Raw genomic sequence first — 21280 nt, 5'->3', positions numbered from 1 at the left:
TCACCTCTTCCCATTCCGAACAGAGCAGTTAAGCCCCCCATGGCCGATGGTACTACACAACAATGTGGGAGAGTAGGTAGTTGCCATATTTATTTAGAATGCCCTGTCGAAAGACGGGGCATTCTTCATTTATACAAGATCCGAATCCCGCAATGCTGCGGGACAGGCAACGCAGTTAAGCCCCCTCATGGCTATGGTACTATCCCAACCGCAGGTCGGGAGGAGAGTAGGTAGTTGCCCCCGACCTTCGGTTGGGACACGCATATTTATTGAATAACCCTTAGCATTAACTTGCTAAGGGTTATTTGCTTTTAGACCTCTTCTTACTTATCCCACCTCTCCTTACTTTCTTCTGTGCCCACCTGTTGTGTACTTTCTTTTCAATAGGAAAAAGAAAGTACCAAAGAAAGTCCCAGCCCAAAAAATCGCGCTCACGCACACACCCACGCGAGCTGCCGTTTTTGGCCATAGCCAAGCTTCCTGCTCATGTTATTCGGTCTATCTCAGTTGTTCATGGTGGTGGTCAAGCCCTGAAAGGGCGGCATATAACAGCGTAGGGTGATGCCCTACGTTAGGATTACCCACATAACACTAGCCCTGTAAGGGCGAAATAACTGTCTGAACCACAGATTACTGTGATTACACAGATCGCACAGATTATCTTGATATTTTATTACGCCACACGTCATTGCCCCGTTAGTGGGCAAAAGCTTTGTAGTACCCGTAACGTCCACACACCAGCGCCACGTAGTCCTGCCTAACGGCAGGTAAACCCGCAACAATCGGTGTTGGGTAGTGGATTTGGTGGTGAAAACGCATCGTGGAATTTTATTTTTGTTTGTCATAGTGTTAGTTTGTTGTTGTGTAGTTGGTTGGTTTTTATTTGGGTTGTAGCAGCCAAATTATTTTAGTTATGGGGTGATTGGTGTTGTTAATCGGTTTTGGGTGGTTTGGGTGGGAGGTGTTAGCTTTGTCGCCCTTTTTAAAAAAAGGGCTGATGGTTATGGCGAGATTTTATGGAATGAAGAGGGTTTGTTTGATAATCACCTCCCCTCTAAGCCTGCTAAAGGGCAGGCTTAGAGGTACTCCTCTTTCAAAAAGAGGAGAGTGGTTGATGTGGTTTCCTGGTTGGTTGGGCAGTTAATTTTTTACGGGCGTTACAAACGCCGTGCCGTAGCATCCTCGTTATAAACGAGGACGAGTGTGTTGTTTTTCTTTTTCTATTTATCCTATCAATTTTTTCTATGAATGTTGTGTTGAATGGCCGGGTGTGCAGGCCGGAGAGTGGGGCGCTGCTGGAGGATCTGAGGCAGTTTGCCAGGGTGTGTGGCAAGGTGTCGGTGACGTATAAGGAGTACAGGCTGGCGGGGAGGTTTTACCCGACGATCTTTGTAAGGAGGTTTGGGAGCTGGAATAATGCGTTGGTGGCGGCTAGGTTGGAGCCGTGTAAGTTGTTTAATATATCGGGGGAGGTGTTATTGGAGAACCTGGAGGGGCTTTGGGTGGCGCTTGGCAGGCAGCCGGTGATGGCTGATCTTGTTCCGCCGTTGTCGAGTTTTGGGAGGAGGCCGTATGTGCGGGTGTTTGGAAGCTGGTCAAATGCCGTGAAGGCGGCATTTGACAATGTGGAAATGCGGAAATGTGAGAATGTGGAAATGAATTCTAATGCAGAAATGCAACCCGGGTTTAGCCTCACCCCGGCCCTCTCCAAAGGAGAGGGAGGTGTAACGCGTGATAATAGCGATACTTTACGGCAATCTGGAGATTGCCACCCACTCAATCGTAGACAGAGTCTATGCTTAGCATCTGATAATAATCGGGAGATTAAGCTTAGCGAGTGTAATAATTTAAAGATAGTATCTAAGCGGGCGACGCCGAGGGAGCCGGGGTGGAGGTTGAGGTATATGGTGTTGAAGAGGGATCTGTTCAGGTGTGTGGCGTGTGGTGCCTCGCCGGCAACTAACCTGGGCACGGTGCTGCATGTGGATCATATTGTGGCGTATAGTATTGGTGGGGAATCGGTAATGGAGAATCTGCAGACGTTGTGTGAGGTATGTAATGGAGGGAAAGGGAATTTATGATATAATGGCTGAATGGCTTAATAGCTTAATGGGCTCAATGTGGTTGATGTGCTTGTGCTATTTGGTTGTCTGAATCAGAATTTACAGAATTTTAGAATGAACAGAATGCTCTGCGGCTTGTAATTGTCTGAACTCCCGACCTTCGGTTGGGACAGGCGTGATGCGCTTGATGGTATGATAGACATGATGCCCGGTTTATTTACGATAATTGGTCAAGCCCTACCTAACGGCAGGCAGGCAGGCAGGCCTCACGGCAGGCAAGCCCTGAAAGGGCGACATAAATAGCGAGGGGTGAAGCCCCTCGTTACGATTACCCACATTTCACAAAGCCCTGTAAGGGCGACATAATTTGCTTTAGCTCCAACTTGTTGGATACCATTGACGAATCATTATATGAAATATAATATTCTTCAATGGTCTAACGCAATATCCTTTGTTTCAACCACTTCTTGAAAATACCGGACGGATTCACCAGTTACATTATTGATTTTGCGACCCCATACCATGAAAATCATTTTTTCTACGTTGGAGAACCAAAATACTTTCAACTTGTTTATCGCTAAGTATTTTTCTAGTAAGTCTTTTCTGATATAGATGAATTTTTGATTGTTTAACCATTCGTCGCCATGCCTAAATGACATTGTTGCCCTTTTCCCACTTTTTTCAAACAAATCCAATGTTTGTGGTTGATTAATAAGGTTCAGCATTTCTGCAATTTCCTTTGAAAGTGTTATACCATGTTTTGTATGAGTGAGTGGAGTTATAATTTCAATTTTCTTTTTAATTTCCTCTTTTTCAGTTTCTTTTCTCACAGTTTCTACTATCCTAGCGTTGTAATCTTTTTCGAGGATAGAAATTAAATTGAAACTATCTTCTGCCTCATCTCTGAAAATATGTGGCGATATTAATTTATCTCCTATAAAAGTTACTTTTGTTCCAAGTATTTCTACTTTATGCTTTTCCCCCTATTGATTTCCATATATTTTCTATTTCCCTTGGATTTAATTCTTTATCACCAATTACAATCTGCCATTCATAATGCTCTACAGTTGTATCCTTTGTTGATTTTAAATATTCAACAGATGTTGTATTGCTGTTTGGAATTAAAGGAGAAAATGGGATTTCAGAAGAGAATATTTCTGCGTCAAAATATTGGCGGATATTGCGATCTAAAATTTTATTTTTTGAAAATATCTTAATTGTATTTTGATATTTTGCTTCGTGAATAAATATAGCATTTTTCCATGCAGTAATTTGTTTGTTTGAGTCTTCGTCGGTTTGACAAATAGTAGACTCAAGTAGTACCCATTCTCCATCTATATCAAGAAGGGATTTTGGCCGAATTAGGTGAGTTATGCTTGGAATTTTAGTTGTTAGCCAATCATCCCAAGTACTTTGTCTGTTACCAATAAGGTCGTCTGTGAAGTAAAATATATCAGGTAACTTTCCAGGGAATGTTGGATCAATTGTTTTGTCATAAAATGGATACGGCATTTCACCGCGGTATGGTTGCAATTTTTTGTTATCCTGCAAATATCCTGCTAACTCAAAAAAAGCTATCCAAATATATTTTTCACCATAACTTTGAATTTTGCCATCTTCTTTATAATCTTTCCATCTTTCTAAGGTACTGTCAAGGTTCTTAAACAATTCAAAGTCGTAACCTAGGGAATATGCACGCCATCTTAAATGACCTAATATTTTTTCCCTTTCTTCATTCTTATTATAGATATCTCCTGGTGCAATCCCATATAATTCATTCCTTAAAAAGTGATAATCAATAAGGGAATTCCCATCTCTATAATCTTTTTCATTCTTGTCAATTTCGACTTTCCATTTTCTTATGCCTCCTTTATGAAAAGGTTTCTTTATATACTTTTGATCAAGTTTGATGGTGTCATCGTACCTGAGTGCCTTTACAATAATTTTATAACAATATTCTCTTGTAAGAATGTGAGTGGTCGCATAAGGAGCTTTGTCAAAAAAGAAATTTTTGTATAAAAAAATTGCATAGTTAGATAATGTAGTTTCTAGGAAATTCTGATTGGGTAAATTGTTTTCTAATGCTTCTATAATACCAAAACTTATAGCACAAAACCTCTCTATTATATAGGGATCATTAACGTTAATAAACTCATTAAATATTTTCAAAAAAGTATCTGGATTTTTACGACCATAGTAATACAATGCCTTCGTTGCCAAATCACGTGTTTTCTGAAAATTTGAGGCCAACATCCAAATGGCAAAATGTATAAGAATAAGAAATTGTTGCCTTTCAATCAACGATGCAGATTCGATTTTTTGCGCATCGTTTTCAAAACGTTTTAATAGAGAGTTTGCATACTCACTGTTGTTATTACGGATAAATTCAAGCCATAGTAAATCTTTTTTTATTAACGGTAATTTTTTAAGTTCATTTGAGAAAAATAGAAAATTTAGTGGATGCCTAGCATTAAAGAAATTGTCTTCTGCATGTTTAAGAAAAGTTAATTGATTGCCATCGATATTAAATAGCTCTTTGCTCAAAGTTACATGCCGCTCTTTTATACAATTACCAGATATTTTGAAAAAGCGCAAAATTGAATATGAAAATGGCTTTTTAAATTCTTGATCGTAGTATTCATATAAATGATATGCTTCGGTTGTTTGTTTAGGCAAAATTGTTGTAAAGCATTCTGAAATGTCTTCGTATAAAGGATGGAAGTTGTTTTTTCCAAAAAGTTTAACGTTAAAGTATCTACTATTTATTAGCGTCTTATAGTCTGTTTTATACCGCTCAATCAAATACTTTGCTATGCAATATCCTGCGATCAGGTCGTATGTAAAAGATACTATTTCACTATCATTGATACCATCTCTGGAAAACAAGAGACCTTCTTCAATTAAAAATCTCGATTTAGAGAAAAAATAATTTTCAATTTGCTGATTTTTATCAATTATTTTAAACGCCTCCTCAAGTGGAATACTTCTTAAGTTATTTTCCCATAAATATCTACCAAGTTCAGAACAATTTACAGTGGCAACATTATTTATTCCACCTGAATTTGGATACCCAAGTTCTTCAATATACCGCCTTTTAATATTCGTGTCGATATGTGCAATGTATTTATCAACCACCTCATAAAATGTATCATCATTTATTTCTAAAAAAACGATCTCATTATTTTGTTTGGAAGTGTTTGCTTCACAAAATATTTTTAAAAATATCGGCGATTTAAAATATGAAGGTTTGAAAAAATGGAAGTCGGTTTCTATTCCATACTGTTGAAAATATAGCCGAACCATTTTTTCGATATCAATGTCATCTCGCATGCCTTTGTAAGTGTGAAATCGCGAATCCAGTATTGTCGTGATTCCTGGCCATATTTGATTTACATAACTAGAACGACAGGTTGTTATAAGCACTAAGTAGTCAAACGATGCTAAGTTTTGTTCTATAGACGGCAGGTCAATTTTCCATCTGTTGAGAAATTTGCCGTTATTATCTGTAGATTCATTAATCCCATCGATTAAAATTGGAACACGTACGCCATTAATCTCTCCTAAAGAATTAAGAGTCTTTAAGAATATTTCAAAAGAGTACTCACTTTTTATATCTAGGAGCTGAAGTATTTGATTTTGTATCGATGAATTGTCCGTAATTTTTTTTGCTGGTATAAATATTACCGGAAGCTCAGCGCTTAAGTAATCTAATGCAATACTCGTGCATATATGAGTTTTACCGATGCCGGCATCTCCTAAGAGGTTAAATGAGTGGTAAGATTTTCTTAGAAAAACTCCATAGAGATATTCCAGACTATTTGCTATGCCCCCAAACTCGTCTATTGCCTCTTTAATTTTAGTTTTATGTTGTGTTAATGAATACTCTTGGGGAGCGTTGTCTGTACTTTTATGCAGATATTCCCAATAATCATTGAATTTTTGCAGAATGCCGAATAGGTCATCAACGTTATTTTGTGATGCCAACTCCAATAGTTCTTTGATGTTTTTATTTTGCTTTAATACTTTAAGTTGATTAATGCGTTGTATATGTTCTAATAGGAAAGCCAAACTTTGTTCAAACAGGTTTGAAAGCTCGAAACGAAATTCTGGGTGTTTTTCAAAATTGATTAGTTTTACATTGTTACGTATAGTTTCATTATCGGTAACTATGGATTGGATTTTATCACTGAAATAATCAGAATGAGTATTATTAAGTAATAATGGATCGATGTAGTATTGGAATAATTGAGAATCCTTAGTATGAAGGGATTTGCTGAATTTATTATCAATTAAATGATAAAATTGATCAAAATTTCCTTGAAACCAATTTGGAGAGAGTTCTAGTTCTCCAAAATATGTACTTTTTAATCCTGCAAATTGAGGCTCGTCAAGCCATGCATTAATCTTCCCTTCACTCCAATGTTCTATAATTATGTTGTTTGAATTTGCTACAGATTGTTTTACTTTGGATTCAAACCAAGTTTGTTCTTGAGGTGTAAATTTTGTGTTTGTGCATAAATACCATGTATGTAAGTCGGGATGTACTTTACATGCTTTTTTAAAAGAACCTAATATAGCCTTTTTTCTCCCCCCGTCTTTTAGGCGCTGGGAACCTTCATAGAATTTTGCTTGCCACCCAATAATAGTTCCATCATGTTTGGTCAGATAAAATTCTACCCCATCTCCGCCACCACTATCATCTATCTCTGTAAAGACTCCTTCGTTAGCATATAATTTGCGAGCAATTTGGAAACATAGTTGTTCTAAACTTTTATTTTTGCTGTTTTTGTAAGGCTTTAATTTGTTCCAATCCATCGTTTCTCTCTGCTATAGGTGATTTAATAAATTTACGGATTTATTCATTTCAAAATATGTTTAGTCAGCCTTTAAAGAACAAAAGAATGGCCGCAGTTTTATCTTGACTAACATGTTGCTTTGATGTGACCTTTGTTGGTAAGAAGTGGGTGGGAGTGATGCAAGTAATAATAGATCCAAAAGCAATGTAGATGTATAATGGCCGACTTGCTAATTATCTTGTCAGACGGGAATCGGGAGATTCCCTACCGGTCGAGCGAAGTCAATAGATTTCGCTCAGCAACAGTTTTTTTGCGTGAGGGATAGTAGCGGATACCCCGCAGCGAAGCGAGGAGTAGCAGCGGATAGCCCGACCCACCTTCGCTGAAGCTACGGCGGGCGAAGCCCCAGGGTTGGCGCGAGGTGGGGCACGCCCAAGTATAATGGCTGAATTGCGCAATGGGTTAATGGCTCAATGTTGTGTCAGATAGCAATCTGAAGATTGCCGACCGGGCAAGCGTAATCTGAAGATTACGCTTAACATCAGTGTCTTTTTTACTTCTTCGGCTTCCTCTTAATTGGCTTCTTATACTTCAGCTTCATTTTGTCGGAGTGCTTTATTTTGGTTGGGTCTTTCATGCGCTTGGCCGATCGTTCGTGGAAGGCGGCGCCAACGTTTTCGCGCTTGGGTATCTTTACGAATATCTCTTTCAGGTTGCCCTTGGGCTGCTCTTCATAGGTTAGCTCGGTCGATATTTCCAGGTGGTCGGGCAGCGGCAGGGTGGGTACCTTGTAGTTCATCAGCTCTTCTATGGCTGTCTTGTAGACCTCTTCTTTCTCGTTGGTGAAGGTGATGGAGATACCTTTTTTATCGGCGCGGCCGGTACGGCCTATGCGGTGTATATAGTTCTCGGGTATATCGGGCGTGTCGAAGTTGATAACGTGTGTTACCTCGCTTATGTCGAGCCCGCGGGCTATGATGTCGGTAGCTATGATAAACCTGTAAGTGCCTGCCTGGAACTGGTTGACGGTGTTGAACCTGAAGTTCTGGTCTTTGTTGCTGTGTATTACGCCCATCTCCTCGTTAAACTTTGGTTCCAGCTGTTCATACACATCATCGGCCATGCGCTTGGTGGCTACAAATACCAGCACCTTGGTCATGTCTTTGTCTTCGGTGAGGAGTAGTTTCAGCAGGTTTATCTTGGTGTAGAAGTTGGGTACCTGGTAGCCTATCTGGCTTATGTTATCGAGCGGGGTGCCGGTGGGTGCTGCTTCTATGATCTCGGGGGCATTGAAGTAGGTGTCCATCAGCTTTTCCACGTCTTCGGTAATGGTGGCGGAGAAGAGCAGGTTCTGGCGCTTTACGGGCAGCAGGTCTAGTATGTTATTGAGCTGTGTGCGGAAGCCGAGGCTCAGCATTTCGTCCATCTCATCTATCACCAGTTTCTTTATGTTCTTTAGTTTTAGTGCGCCGTTGTAGGCGAGGTCCAGCAGTCGGCCGGGGGTGGCTACCACTATGTCGCAGCCATTTTCTATTGCGGCCAGTTGCGTCTTCATGTTCACGCCGCCATAGGCGCCTACCACTTCTACGGTCATGTAGGGGGTCAGTTCTTTTACCGATTCCACTACCTGCACCACCAGTTCGCGGGTGGGCACCAGTATCAGTATCTGCGGATAACGGTCTTTGCCATATTTCCACTGGCGCAGTGCGGGCAGCAGGTAGGCAAATGTTTTTCCGGTACCCGTCTGGGCTATACCGCATACGTCTTTGCCCGACATCACCACCGAGAAAGCCTTGGCCTGTATGGTAGTAGGTGTTACGTATCCACGTTCGGTCAATGCGTTGAGCAGCGGGGTGGTGAGGTTGAAATCGGCGAAAGTCATGGTAAGTATTTAAGTCGTAAGTCGTAAGTAAAAAGTGGTAAGTCGCGGGGTGGGGTTGTTGAGCCTCACCCCGGCCCTCTCCAAAGGAGAGGGAGGTGTTGTGTAAATGGTTTGTTGTCGGTGTTGTTAGGAGATTTGACAACTTTTTAGAAAGTTGTCAAATCTGATGTTTTGATATTTTTATTCTTCTGAAACTTGCAATAACTTCTTCATCTGGCCCATATACTGGTTGGCAAGGTCGTCGCGATGCAGCTGGTGGTATATGTTGGCCATCAGGTTCAGCATTTCTACATTGTTGGGGTCGGCCTTCATGTAGTTGTTGAAGTAAATGAGGGCAGTATCCACGCTGTTGCGGTTGAGTGCTTCAAATCCTTTGGCATCATCGTAAGATGGTCTTTTGGCCAATGCACTCAGGGGGCAGTCGCTAACTGATGCGGTAAACAGTGTACTCTTAGGCAACCAGGTGCGGGCTTTTACTTCTTCTCCGGGTATCAGTGCTATGTGATATATGGAGTAGTCCCATGGTTTCTGGTTGCGTTCGGGGTAGCGCACATATAGGATTCTTACATTACCTACGCCTTCAAAATACTTCAGCAGCAGGTGGGCGCAATTGCTGGCAATGGTTACGGTGTCGCCGGGTTTCAGCTTGGGCAGCTCGTTCTTTTTGAAATAGTCTACATCCTGCTTCACGCTGTTGTAGTAGTAGTCTACCTCATAATTGGTGTAAGCACCTTTTACTCCGCCTGCAAAGGTATTGAAGTAGCAGATGGTATTGGGGAAAGAGGTAACAATAAATGCTAATGGCTCCAGCAGCAGCAGTGCCGCAATGGCCATACCGTATTTAAAGTTCTTTTTGGCCAGGTAACTATTCAGGCAATACCAGCCACCGGTAGCCGCAATGGCTAGCGAAGGGAAGGCAAACATCACGTGTCTCCAGCCGTGGTATACATTGGCCTTAGAGTAAATGATATAGAAAACGGGGAAGATGCCGGTAAAGATGACGAAGTAAATATTAGCTGCCGCGCGGTGTTTGCGGATGCTGAACAGGAAAACACCCATCAGCACAAGGCCGGTAAGCAATACATAACTATTGGTAATGATAAAGCTTTTAATAAGGAAGTTGCCGGGCAATTCGCTCGATGCCACCTTTTCGCCTTCGAACAGCTGGGCGATAGATACTTTGAAGTTGCTCATTTCGTGCAGGGCAGTGAGCGGGTTGGATATAGGGTTCTTTTGTCCGTATGGCCAGAAGAGGCTGCCTGCCAGGTAGCCCAGCACCGCCACTATGGCTATGGGTTTGATGAAGGCTTTCAGATCTACTTTCTGGTCCTGGAACCATTGTTTTACTACATATATGATGCCCGAGAATACGAACAGGTAGGGGATGAGCAGGATACCACCCACACGCACATCTATGGTAATGCCAATGCTGAGGATGGCCAGTACATAAGCCTTTATACTAGGCTTGGGAAAGCCTTCAAACAGCTTGATGATAAAGTAGATGGCGGCAATATAGGCAGTAGCAAAAGGAACGTCTTTAGGGTTGTTCATAGCATGCCCCAGGAAGAATGGCGCGGCAAACATCAGCCAGGCGCAGAATACACCCGCCTGCTTGCTGAAAGAGCGGGCTGCTATTTTGGCGGCAAAGAGTATTGCCAGGAAGCCGGCCCAGGCGTTGAGCATGTGTCGGGTAGCATATTCGCCGAGGGGAGAGAATTTGTTCACAATGGCGCAGATCAGGTCGAAGAAACCGCCATAGTACTGCATCACACCATCGCGGTTGTAGTCTTTGGGCATGTTCAGTACGGTCTGGTCGCTACCGAAGGTGGTAAAATATTTAAGAATGGCCTTACCATATTCGTTCATATCCACCTCATCGCCCGACAGCCCGTAAGAGAAACTCATAACGGTCATAAGGATGAGGATAAGCGCCAGGCTGGCCATAAAAATATTGCCCCATAGCCTATTGTCCTGCTCAGTTGATTGCGGATAAAAGGTAGATGCCTGTGCGGCAGCTGTTGGTTTATTTACAGTCTTTGACATAACTGCGTGAAGATACAAAACCCGTTGGTTTAATAGGTTAAATGAGTAAAAAGTTAAAAGGGTAAAGGGTTAAAGAGTTAAAGGTTAATAAGGCAAAAGGTAGTTCGGGGAATTTTAATAAATAGGAAATAGATAATGTGTCTCGGATTTGGTACATAACATGTCATTGCGCCGTAGGTGCAAAAGGTTTGTAGCCCATAAACCCCACCCAAACCCGGCGCCCCGTAGGGCCGCAACTGCACCAAGCTGAGAATAAGACATTTTTCAACTGTAAAGTTTTCCACACCGCTCTCACAACTGTATGTCGTGTTCGGTATCTCCGCTATATAAAAATTACATTTGCGGTAATGGCAAAGGAAAAATCAACGGAGACCCCGTTAATGAAGCAGCACAACGAGATAAAGGCAAAGTATCCCGATGCTATTTTGTTGTTCAGGGTAGGCGATTTTTATGAGACTTTTGGTGAAGATGCTATCGTGTCATCACGGGTATTGGGTATCACCCTTACCAAGCGCAGCAAAGACTCTGCCAGCGCCATAGAGTTGGCGGGCTTCCCGCACCACTCGCTCGATACTTACCTGCACAAGCTGGTAAAGGCGGGTTACAGAGTGGCTATCTGCGATCAGCTGGAAGACCCCAAGCTCACTAAGGGCATAGTAAAACGCGGTGTTACCGAACTGGTTACCCCTGGTGTTGCCACCAGCGATAAGCTCCTCGAGAACAGGACCAACAACTTCCTGGCGGCCCTCCACCTTACCGACCATATGTGCGGTGTGTCCTTCCTTGATATTACCACCGGTGAGTTTTATGCCGCCGAGGGCAATATGGAGTATATGGACAAGCTCCTGCAGAGCTTCCAGCCATCAGAGGTCATCCTGTCTAAGGCGCAGGTAAAAAGGTTCAAAGAACACTTTGATACCAAGGTATACACCTTCCATATGGAAGACTGGATATTCAAGGAGCAATATACTTACGACCTGATGCTGCAACACTTCCAGACCATCTCTTTGAAAGGATTTGGTATTGAAGATATGCGCAGCGCCATTGTGGCCTGTGGGGTTGCACTGCATTACCTTAAAGATACAGAGCACTCATACCTACAGCACATCAATACGTTGCATCGTATAGTTGCCGATGAGTTTGTATGGATGGACAGGTTCACCATCCGCAACCTTGAGTTGCTGAATAGTGGTTATGAGCAGGGAGCATCATTGCTCAACGCCATAGATCATACCCATACGCCTATGGGTGCCAGGTTAATGAAGCGTTGGATGATATTCCCGCTATTCGACATGCACCGCATAGAGCAGCGTATGAACCTGGTGAGTCACTTCATATTGGAACAAGACCTCAATCATGCGCTAATGACATTGGTAAAGCAGATTGGAGATGTAGAGCGTTTGATTGGTAAGATACCACTGAAGAAAGCCAACCCTCGTGAGGTATTGCAACTGGCCAAAAGCCTGAAATTCATGGAAGATATCCGTGAGTTATGCATCAAAAGCGATAATGAGTCCTTAGGTAGACTGGTGCAGGTATTACAGCCATTGTCCGATCTGCGTAAGCGTATAATGGAGACTATAGTAGATGATGCACCGGTATTGGTAAGCAAGGGTGGGGCCATTAGAGAAGGTATCCATACAGAGCTGGATCATCTTCGTAAGATATCGCGTAGTGGCAAAGATTACCTGCTACAGATACAACAGGAAGAGTCAACAAAGACGGGGATATCCTCATTGAAGGTATCTTACAATAATGTATTTGGCTACTATCTTGAAGTAACACATACGCATAAAGACAAAGTGCCTGCCGAATGGATTAGGAAACAGACCCTGGCCAATGCAGAGCGTTACATAACCCCCGAACTTAAAGAATACGAAGAGAAGATTCTGGGTGCCGAGGAAAAGATATTGGCCATTGAAATGGATCTCTACCAGCAGTTACTGGCAGGCATAGAACCCTTCATAGCACCTATACAGACCAATGCCAATATTGTAGCCCAGTTAGACTGTCTCTTGTGTTTTGCTAACAACGCCATCACCTATAATTACCACAGGCCAACTCTGGTAATGGACCCGATATTGGAGATAAAAGAAGGCCGTCACCCGGTAATTGAACAAAGATTGCCGCCGGGTGATTCTTATATAGCCAATGATATAACGTTGGATAAGACCGATCAGCAGGTGATCATCCTTACCGGGCCCAATATGAGTGGTAAGAGTGCGTTGCTCAGGCAGACTGCTATTATCACCCTCATGGCGCACATGGGTAGTTTTGTTCCCGCCACGTCGGCCACCATCGGTTTGACCGATAAGATATTCACCCGTGTAGGCGCTTCTGATAATCTGAGTGGCGGTGAGAGTACCTTTATGGTGGAGATGAACGAAACAGCGTCCATCATCAATAATATCACCGAGCGCAGCCTTATCTTATTAGATGAGATAGGCCGCGGTACCAGCACTTACGATGGTATCTCTATTGCCTGGTCCATAGTAGAGCATCTGCATAACAGCAGCACTAAACCCAAGACTTTATTTGCTACGCACTACCACGAGTTGAATGAGTTAGAGAACCAATTGCCAAGGGTAAAGAACTACCACATCACCCACAAGGAGACTGCCAATAAAGTGATCTTCCTGCGTAAGATGGCACCCGGCGGCAGTCGCCATAGCTTTGGTATACAGGTGGCTCGCATGGCCGGTATGCCCAATAGTCTGCTCGACAGATCTAATGAGATACTTGCATTGCTGGAAGAGAAGCATGCGGCATCTGGTGGAGGAGAGACATTACAGAAGATAAAGAACGTAAAACCTTCACCACAGTATCAGCTTAATATATTTGATGGCGTTACAGAAGATATACGTCGCATACAGCAGATGCTGGAAGATACAGATATCAATACACTCACTCCAGTTGAGGCATTGCTGAAGTTGAACGAGCTGAAAGGGATAACAAAGTCTTATAAGAAGTAGTGTTCATTGAAATACCTAGGTCTATGAAGCCGCTTGTCGACAAGAAATATTTGCTGGAAAAATACGAAGGCAAGGGTGGCTGGACCTTTGCCCGCATCCCTGAGATCCCAAAAGACAAGAACTCCCGTTTCAATACTGTTAGGGTAATGGGCACCATAGATGGTTTTGAAATAAGCAAGTATCACCTGATGCCTATGGGCGATGGCAACCTGTTCCTACCCGTAAGAGCTGAGATCCGCAAGAAGATAAAGAAAGAAGCCGGAGACCATGTGCATGTGATATTGTATATTGACAATGAAGCATTGGAAATACCCGGTGAGTTTAAGCTTTGCCTTGAAGACGAACCTGCTGCTTTTAAGTACTTCTACTCCCTATCTGAAAGCGAAAAGAAGTACTACTTACAATGGATCTATGGCGCAAAGAAAGCGGATACCAGATTCAACAGGATAGCTATGGCTATAAACAAGTTGGCACAGGGGATGAAGTTGTATGAAAAGGGGTAAGAACTTATTATAGTGAGTTGGAATGTATTATCAAATCTCTTACTTTTGACTCGGTTAACTATATAAACTATTTATTATGAAAAAAATAAGTGTAGCTGCATTGGGATTGTTCAGTTTATTGATCTTCGGTAGGGGACAATCGCTAAACGCGCAGACGATCAATACATACGCCGGAACAGGTGTGGCAGGGCATACAGGTGACGGCGGGTTAGCCACTGCTGCCCAATTGAATCACCCTCACGGTAATACTATAGATGCCGCTGGCAATGTTTACGTTTGTGATTATGGGAACAACTGTATCAGGAAAATAACACCGTCAGGTATCATCACTAATATCGCCGGTAACGGAGTTGGCGCATCCTCGGCTGATGGGGCTGTTGCTGCGACATCTTCTGTATATAATCCTTTCGACGTGGTAGTAGATAATACGGGAAATGTCTATTTTACTGAATGTGCAGCACAACGTGTACGCATGATCAACACTTCCGGGATTCTTTCTACTATAGCAGGTAACGGTTCTACAGGCGCAACTGGAGACGGTGGCCCTGCTACGGCCGCTACTTTATCTAATCCTGCCGGTATTGCAAGGGATGCTGCTGGTAATATTTACATAAGCGTTCAATACAGTCACAAGATTCGTAAGATAGCAACAACAGGTATCATTACCACTGTGGCAGGAACAGGTTCGGTGGCGTTTGGCGGAGACGGTGGGCCGGCTACGGCGGCCAGTTTTAGCTATCCAAACTTTCTTGCTTTAGATAATGCTGGCAATCTATTGATAACTGACAATGGTAATTTCCGCATCAGGAAGCTGGATGTAACTACTGGAATCATCAATACTATTGCCGGTAACGGATCAAGCACATTTAGCGGTGATGGTGGCCCTGCAACAGCAGCTTCTTTATATTACCCTGGTGGTGTGGCTGTAAATGCTGCAGGTGAAATATTGATAGGAGATAACCTCCATAACAGGATCAGGTTAATCAACAGCGCAGGTACCATTAATACTGTTGCAGGAAATGGTGTTGCAGGTTATAGTGGAGACGGTGGCCCGGCGACAAGTGCAAAGATCAATGGCGCCGTAGACGTATGCTATGACGCAACTTCTAATTTTTATATTTCAGATTTCGAGAATCAAAGAGTCAGAGTTGTTAGTTCTGGTATTATTGCTATTAATCATCCTCCGGTATTTAATGTAGGCAACTCCACATCATTCACCGTATGTGAAAACTCCCTGGTAATTTCCGTACCTGCTCTTGATATAACTGATATTGATGCAGGTCAAACTGAGACGTTCAGTGTGATCAGTGGCCCCATACACGGTACTTTAGCTGGTTTTCCTGCAAGCATGCCTTCCACAGGCGGTTCACTTGTTCCATTTGGAATTACCTATTCGCCAACAACGGGATATGCGGGAATTGATACGTTCACGATCATCGTTTCTGATGGTGCTTTGTATGATACCCTTGCATTTCATGTAGATGTACTGCCTGTGACAGCAGGTTCGATAACCGGTCCGGATTCTCTTTGTCCGGGTGATACTGTAGTATTGTTTGCAACAATACCCGCTGGTGCATGGAGCAGTACCAATGTTGCAATTGCTTCAGTTACGACTGCTGGACTGGTAATAGGAAATGCTCCGGGAACTGTTTCAATAAATTATACCATCAGTAATTCATGTACCACTGCTGTTGCCAGTCACATTATGACTGTTCGTAGTATTGCTGCATGTTCTCCTGCTCCCAATCATCCACCAATATTCACAGCAGATGGATCAGGTTATCTGAATGTGTGTGAAAACTCGTCAATGAATCACTTCGGATTCCTTGACGCCAGTGATATTGATTTGGGGCAGACAGAAACCTACTCTGTGTTAGTTGCTCCAAATCACGGTACATTGGCAGGTTTTCCTACTTCTGTTATTTCCACTGGCGGCGTTTTCACTCCGATAGGAGTTACCTATACACCAACGGGTTTGTATTATGGCACTGATACATTTACAATCGTAGTGTCTGACGGAAGCGGTTCAGATACTATTCCATTTCATGTCAATGTCTTTTCAAACACAGGAGGTGTTATCGTTGGACCTGATGTGGTATGTATTGGTAGTTCTATTTCGTTAACCGACTATATAACTGGTGGCATATGGAGTAGCGCGAACAATACCCTGGCTACGGTATCTGCTACAGGAGTAGTACTGGGTATTGCGGCTGGTGTAGATACAATCAGGTATTCTGTGCCAAACATTTGTAATGCAGGTCCAGTGATGCACTTAGTTACTGTTCTTACACCAGAAGAATGTGCAAAACTTGCTGTAAATAATATTGGAGCTGACAATACCCAGCTATCTATATCTCCAAACCCTAATAATGGCTCATTCACAGTTAATTATGCTGGAAGGAATGATGCAAAGATCGTGGTCTCAGATATGACGGGGCGTAAGATAGCTAACTACGAAATGACCGCTAATAAACCACTGGATATACACATGGATGTTGCACCGGGAATCTATTTCTTATCGGCATTTGATGGCGTTTCTGTACAAACGGTAAAAATGGTTGTTGTGCAATAATAAATTTAGAAATCATAGTTGAAGGCGCTAATTGATGCAGATCGGTTACTGCTTTTTTTATTTGGTGGAGGTTTTTGTTGTGTGTTAGCAATGGTATTCGCTGACTGGGTTGATTTCTATACAGATGAATTTACGGTGTCACTACATGCAGATTTTACATTTTACGGCATTGCCGCAATCAACCGTTTAGTATAGTCGTTGATGGGGTGTTTAAGTACTTGCACGGCGTCACCAGTCTCCACTATTTTTCCTGCCTGCATTACCATTACTCTGTCGCTTATGTAATGCACCACACTCAGATCGTGGGAGATGAAGAGGTAGGTAAGGGCGAAATCTCTCTGGAGTTGTTTCAGCAGGTTAAGTATCTGTGCCTGTATGCTCACATCGAGGGCAGAAACACTTTCATCGCAGATAAGGAGTTGTGGCTTTACGGATAATGCACGTGCTATGCCAATGCGTTGTCTCTGCCCCCCTGAAAACTCATGCGGATATTTGTGGAAGGCAGTAACCGGTAGTTGCACAATATCCAGCAGGCGCAGTACTTCTTTATCCAGGTCTCTTTTGGTAACTATATTGTGAATGGCCAAAGGTTCTTTAATGGTATCACCAATGGTCATGCGTGGATTGAGAGATGAGTAAGGATCCTGGAAAATCATTTGTATGCTGGTGCGAACTTCCTTCCATTGCTGCAAGGATATGTTTGCAAGGTCTAGGTCGTTATATAATATGTTACCACTCTTTACCGGCAATAGTCCAATCAAAGCCTTGCTGAGTGTGCTTTTACCGCAGCCGCTTTCTCCAACTAGCCCTAGTGTCTCACCTCTGTTGATCGAAAAGTATACATCATCTACTGCCTTAAAATGGTGGGTTGCTTTACCAAGCAATGTGGTCTGCTCGGGAAACCAAATTTTGAGGTTATTGACTTGCAGTATTTTTTCTGTGGTGATAGTTGATTGGTTATGAGGTTCAGGTATTTCTTTTCCAACCTGGGTTTTTGAAGGATCGAGGAAGTCGGATATAATGGGTAATATCTGTCCTTTATGATCGGGTGATGGTCGACACGCTAGTAATGCCTGGGTATATGCGTGTTGGGGATTGGTCAGCACCTCTTTTGCCCGACCATATTCCATTGCTTCTCCTTTATACATCACTAGCACATCATCGGCAATATTAGCGGCTAAAGCCAAATCGTGCGTAATGAATATCATTGCCGACTGGTGTTCCTGTTGCAGGTAGTGCATCAGGTGCATAATCTCCTGCTGCACAGTAACATCAAGGGCTGTGGTGGGTTCGTCGGCTATCAACAATTCAGGATGATTGCACATAGCAATGGCGATCATTATGCGCTGTTTCTGTCCGCCTGACAATTGGTGAGGGTAGCGATCGTATATTTTTGCAGGGCCGGGTAATTGCACTTTAGCCAGCCATTCAATAGCCAGTTTTTTTGCTTCTGTATTATTGAGGTGTTGGTGCGTGGTTATGGCTTCTCGTAGTTGTTTACCTACTTTCATCACCGGGTTCAGCGCACTCATTGGTTCCTGAAAAACCATGCTGATGTGTTGACCGCGTGGAGAGGGGCTTTGTTTATTATGGCTGAGTTGCGATAGGTTGACTGTGGATCGATCGTCTATATGCAATTGCAAGTGGCCCGCTAGGGTAGCGGTCTTAGGTTGCAGCCCCATCAGTGCAAGAGCTGTTAATGATTTGCCCGAACCACTTTCACCCACTATGGCCAATGTTTTTCCTTTGGCTACAGAGAACGATAAGTTATTTACCGCAGTAAAAGGCTGCATACCGCCAAAGGAGATATGCAGCCCGTTTACCTGAAGTATGGTATTGTCTTCACTCATTAAAACTTCATGTGCTTTACTGTAAGACCGCCATTGATCAACTGTTTAAGCGAATCGATACCAATGCGGATATGCGAATCAACGTAGTTTTTGGTAACCAATGAATCTTTCTCTGCAGTTTTTACTCCGTCCGGAACCATTGGCTGGTCTGATACCAGTAGTAAGGCTCCTGTAGGTATCTCATTATAGAAACCTGTAGAGAAGATGGTAGCTGTTTCCATATCAATGGCCATAGCTCTTACCTTTCTCAGGTAGTCTTTAAACTCTTCATCATGCTCCCATACGCGCCTGTTGGTAGTGTAAACAGTGCCTGTCCAGTAGTCAAGATTATAATCACGTATAGTTGTTGATATTGCCTTTTGTAGTGCGAAAGAGGGGAGTGCAGGCACTTCCGGAGGGAAGTAGTCATTACTTGTACCATCGCCGCGTATAGCGGCTATAGGCAAGATAAGATCTCCCACATTATTCTTCTTCTTCAATCCGCCACACTTGCCCAGGAATAGAGCTGCTTTAGGATCTATTGCGGACAGCAGATCCATCATGGTTGCCGCAGTAGGGCTGCCCATACCGAAGTTGATGATGGTTATATCACCTGCGGTTGCGCATTGCATGGGCTTATCGAGACCCACAATGGGCACATTGTGCATTTCTGCAAATATGGATACGTAATTGCTGAAGTTGCATAAGAGTATGTATTTGCCAAAGTCTTCCAGTTTTTGTCCTGTATAGCGGGGTAGCCAGTTTGCTACTATTTCCTGTTTTGTTTTCATATTATTTGATGTTTTTTTTGTTTGTATTGGCTATATAGCAATGTCACTTATTCAGGGTTGTTATTTTTATAGCTGCTCATTTTTCAATCTTAGTTTAATACCTAACTTACTATGCTTATGTCCGTAAAGGAAATAAATACCTAACCCAATAAATAACCACAGTATAAATCTTTGCCAGTTAGTTGTCCCCGATTCGCTGAGCAGGTAGGTGCAGCACAAGAAGCCTAGTATTGGTATCAACGAGTACTTTTTGAAGAAAGATAGCACAGCAGTCATAAAGAATAATATGCCGAACCCAATGTAAGGTACTTTTTCAACTAAATTGATACGGACAACAGGGCCTATCTTATCATGCGCTGAAAAGAAGTTGATCAGAGATTCATGATTGAAAGTCCAAAGCAACCATACGGCAGTAAGGAACAAGCCGGGTACTATCCATTTACCACTTACGTAAGGTGTCTTGAATTTTGAGTCAGGGCGGTTCTTGTCATTATGGAACTTCACTATTCCACCGCATACCAGTACAAAGGCAAACAAAGTACCAACACTGGTAAGATTTACTACTTCATCAAGGTTAAGGAACAGTGCCGGTACACCTACAACCACACCTGTAAGGATAGTGGAAAAGGACGGTGTCCGGTACTTCGGGTGCATTTTTGCAAATACAGGTGGTAGCAAGCCATCGCGGCTCATGCTCATCCATATGCGGGGTTGGCCCAGTTGGAATACCAATAATACACTTGCCGTAGCTATTACTGCACCAACCGAAATAATGATGGCCAACATGTGCGCAAACTTAGTGTGTATATTACCAAATACAAATGCCAGTGGGTCACCTACATTAAGGTTTTTGTAGCTGACCATTCCTGTTAGCACCAAGGCTATGGCTACAAATACAACAGTACAGATGATAAGCGAGTAGAACATGGCCCGGGGCAGATCGCGCTGAGGGTTCTTACATTCTTCGGCAGTGGTGGAAATGGCATCAAAACCTATGTAAGAGAAGAACACGGCGGCGGTGCCGCTTAATACACCCTTTATGCCATGTGGCAGGAATGGCGTCCAGTTATTAGTATCAACATAAAACGCACCTGCAACCATTACCAATACAATAATGCCTAGTTTGAGGATTACCATAGCATTGGTAGATCGTTTAGACTCTTTTATGCCTATGTATATGATACGCGTGATAACTATAGTTATGAGGAATGCCGGCAGATCACAGATCAGCTTGAACTTGCCAATTGAGGGTGCATTTTTCCAGGCTAGTCCTGCCTCTTCACTGGTTAGTTGATGTGCCTTTGCCGACCAATAATCCATACACAGATACTCTGGTATGTGCAGCTGATATCCACCAATTTTTATGTGATTGACGAGTGAAGTAAAATAGTCGCTCCAGGATATGGCTACCGCAATATTGCCGATGGCATATTCCATCAGCAGATCCCAGCCTATTATCCAGGCTATGATCTCGCCGAATGCTACGTAGGAATAAGTATATGCACTACCCGATACCGGTACCATGCTGGCAAACTCCGCATAACATAATGCTGAAAATCCGCAGGCTACAGATACAAAGAGAAACAGCAGGATGATACCCGGGCCACCCGCAAAGCTGGCACCGCCAATGGTAGAGAAAATACCTGCACCCACTATTGCAGCGATACCCATAAAGGTAAGGTCGCGGGTGGTGAGAATACGTTTCATCTCACCCGATCCATGGCCGTCACCAAGGCCTTCGGCGGCCTCTCGTATGATTACTTCAACTGACTTTTTACGAAATAAACTCATTGATTTTCAAAAGTAATGATTAATTCTATGGGTTTTGA

The 21280-nt window shown here is 43.0% G+C and carries 11 protein-coding genes, 1 rRNA gene and 1 pseudogene; 6 read left to right on the top strand and 7 right to left on the bottom strand.

All coding sequences use genetic code 11. The features are described 5' to 3' along the window. The 3 genes and pseudogenes from rrf to CJD36_RS20755 all read left to right on the top strand — a co-directional run. Positions 1 to 89: ribosomal RNA gene (gene rrf, locus CJD36_RS20760) — 5S ribosomal RNA — on the top strand; the annotation flags it as partial. A 1155-nt stretch (positions 90 to 1244) separates the two neighbouring features. Next, a pseudogene (locus CJD36_RS24045) lies at positions 1245 to 1424 on the top strand (homing endonuclease associated repeat-containing protein); the annotation flags it as partial. A gap of 48 nt (positions 1425 to 1472) precedes the next feature. Beyond that, a complete protein-coding gene (locus CJD36_RS20755) occupies positions 1473 to 2081 on the top strand; it encodes an HNH endonuclease (RefSeq protein ID WP_205685664.1) in 609 nt (202 codons plus the stop codon). Positions 2082 to 2491: 410 nt separating this feature from the next. Here the strand turns inward: CJD36_RS20755 and CJD36_RS20750 are convergent, their stop codons facing one another. The 4 genes from CJD36_RS20750 to CJD36_RS20735 form a co-directional block, all read right to left on the bottom strand. Next, positions 2492 to 2893: a hypothetical protein gene (locus CJD36_RS20750; RefSeq protein ID WP_105041122.1), complete on the bottom strand. Its 402-nt coding sequence runs from the start codon at positions 2891 to 2893 to the stop codon at positions 2492 to 2494. Positions 2894 to 3032: 139 nt separating this feature from the next. Continuing rightward, positions 3033 to 6878, bottom strand: a complete 3846-nt coding sequence (locus CJD36_RS20745; RefSeq protein ID WP_105041121.1) for an NACHT domain-containing protein — start codon at positions 6876 to 6878, stop codon at positions 3033 to 3035. A gap of 534 nt (positions 6879 to 7412) precedes the next feature. Beyond that, the gene (locus tag CJD36_RS20740; RefSeq protein ID WP_105041120.1) at positions 7413 to 8741 is read right to left on the bottom strand and encodes a DEAD/DEAH box helicase; all 1329 of its coding nucleotides are present in this window, start codon (positions 8739 to 8741) and stop codon (positions 7413 to 7415) included. 180 nt (positions 8742 to 8921) lie between these two features. Next, a complete protein-coding gene (locus CJD36_RS20735; protein ID WP_105041119.1) occupies positions 8922 to 10784 on the bottom strand; it encodes a glycosyltransferase family 39 protein in 1863 nt (620 codons plus the stop codon). 347 nt (positions 10785 to 11131) lie between these two features. Here CJD36_RS20735 and mutS point away from each other — a divergent pair, with 347 nt between their 5' ends. From mutS to CJD36_RS20720, 3 genes are all read left to right on the top strand, one after another. Beyond that, positions 11132 to 13756, top strand: coding sequence for a DNA mismatch repair protein MutS (gene mutS / locus CJD36_RS20730; protein WP_105041118.1), 2625 nt, complete (start codon positions 11132 to 11134; stop codon positions 13754 to 13756). Positions 13757 to 13779: 23 nt separating this feature from the next. Beyond that, positions 13780 to 14259, top strand: a complete 480-nt coding sequence (locus CJD36_RS20725; RefSeq protein WP_105041117.1) for a YdeI/OmpD-associated family protein — start codon at positions 13780 to 13782, stop codon at positions 14257 to 14259. Between the two features lie 76 nt (positions 14260 to 14335). Beyond that, the gene (locus tag CJD36_RS20720; RefSeq protein ID WP_105041116.1) at positions 14336 to 16831 is read left to right on the top strand and encodes an NHL domain-containing protein; all 2496 of its coding nucleotides are present in this window, start codon (positions 14336 to 14338) and stop codon (positions 16829 to 16831) included. Between the two features lie 161 nt (positions 16832 to 16992). On the opposite strand, the gene CJD36_RS20715 is transcribed toward CJD36_RS20720, so the two are convergent. The 3 genes from CJD36_RS20715 to CJD36_RS20705 all read right to left on the bottom strand — a co-directional run bounded on the left by CJD36_RS20715 (position 16993) and on the right by CJD36_RS20705 (position 21242). Then, positions 16993 to 18681, bottom strand: a complete 1689-nt coding sequence (locus CJD36_RS20715) for an ABC transporter ATP-binding protein (protein WP_105041115.1) — start codon at positions 18679 to 18681, stop codon at positions 16993 to 16995. Then, a complete protein-coding gene (locus CJD36_RS20710) occupies positions 18681 to 19451 on the bottom strand; it encodes an AMP nucleosidase (RefSeq protein WP_105041114.1) in 771 nt (256 codons plus the stop codon). The genes CJD36_RS20715 and CJD36_RS20710 overlap by 1 nt, the downstream gene beginning before the upstream one ends. Positions 19452 to 19517: 66 nt before the next feature. Continuing rightward, positions 19518 to 21242, bottom strand: a complete 1725-nt coding sequence (locus tag CJD36_RS20705; protein WP_105041113.1) for an APC family permease — start codon at positions 21240 to 21242, stop codon at positions 19518 to 19520. Between the last annotated feature and the right edge of the window lie 38 nt (positions 21243 to 21280).

Source organism: Flavipsychrobacter stenotrophus (assembly GCF_002954265.1).
In the GTDB taxonomy this organism is placed as follows: Bacteria; Bacteroidota; Bacteroidia; order Chitinophagales; family Chitinophagaceae; genus Flavipsychrobacter; species Flavipsychrobacter stenotrophus.
The sequence above is the reverse complement of the archived record's forward strand: the minus strand, read 5'-3'. Positions and strand labels throughout refer to the sequence as shown.

What these genes read in the sequence shown, in the direction of transcription:
- CJD36_RS20745 (WP_105041121.1), bottom strand. Translation starts at nt 6,878, where the DNA reads ATGGATTGGAACAAATTAAAGCCTTACAAAAACAGCAAAAATAAAAGT.
- CJD36_RS20740 (WP_105041120.1), bottom strand. Translation starts at nt 8,741, where the DNA reads ATGACTTTCGCCGATTTCAACCTCACCACCCCGCTGCTCAACGCATTG.
- CJD36_RS20735 (WP_105041119.1), bottom strand. Translation starts at nt 10,784, where the DNA reads ATGTCAAAGACTGTAAATAAACCAACAGCTGCCGCACAGGCATCTACC.
- mutS (WP_105041118.1), top strand. Translation starts at nt 11,132, where the DNA reads ATGGCAAAGGAAAAATCAACGGAGACCCCGTTAATGAAGCAGCACAAC.
- CJD36_RS20725 (WP_105041117.1), top strand. Translation starts at nt 13,780, where the DNA reads ATGAAGCCGCTTGTCGACAAGAAATATTTGCTGGAAAAATACGAAGGC.
- CJD36_RS20720 (WP_105041116.1), top strand. Translation starts at nt 14,336, where the DNA reads ATGAAAAAAATAAGTGTAGCTGCATTGGGATTGTTCAGTTTATTGATC.
- CJD36_RS20715 (WP_105041115.1), bottom strand. Translation starts at nt 18,681, where the DNA reads ATGAGTGAAGACAATACCATACTTCAGGTAAACGGGCTGCATATCTCC.
- CJD36_RS20710 (WP_105041114.1), bottom strand. Translation starts at nt 19,451, where the DNA reads ATGAAAACAAAACAGGAAATAGTAGCAAACTGGCTACCCCGCTATACA.
- CJD36_RS20705 (WP_105041113.1), bottom strand. Translation starts at nt 21,242, where the DNA reads ATGAGTTTATTTCGTAAAAAGTCAGTTGAAGTAATCATACGAGAGGCC.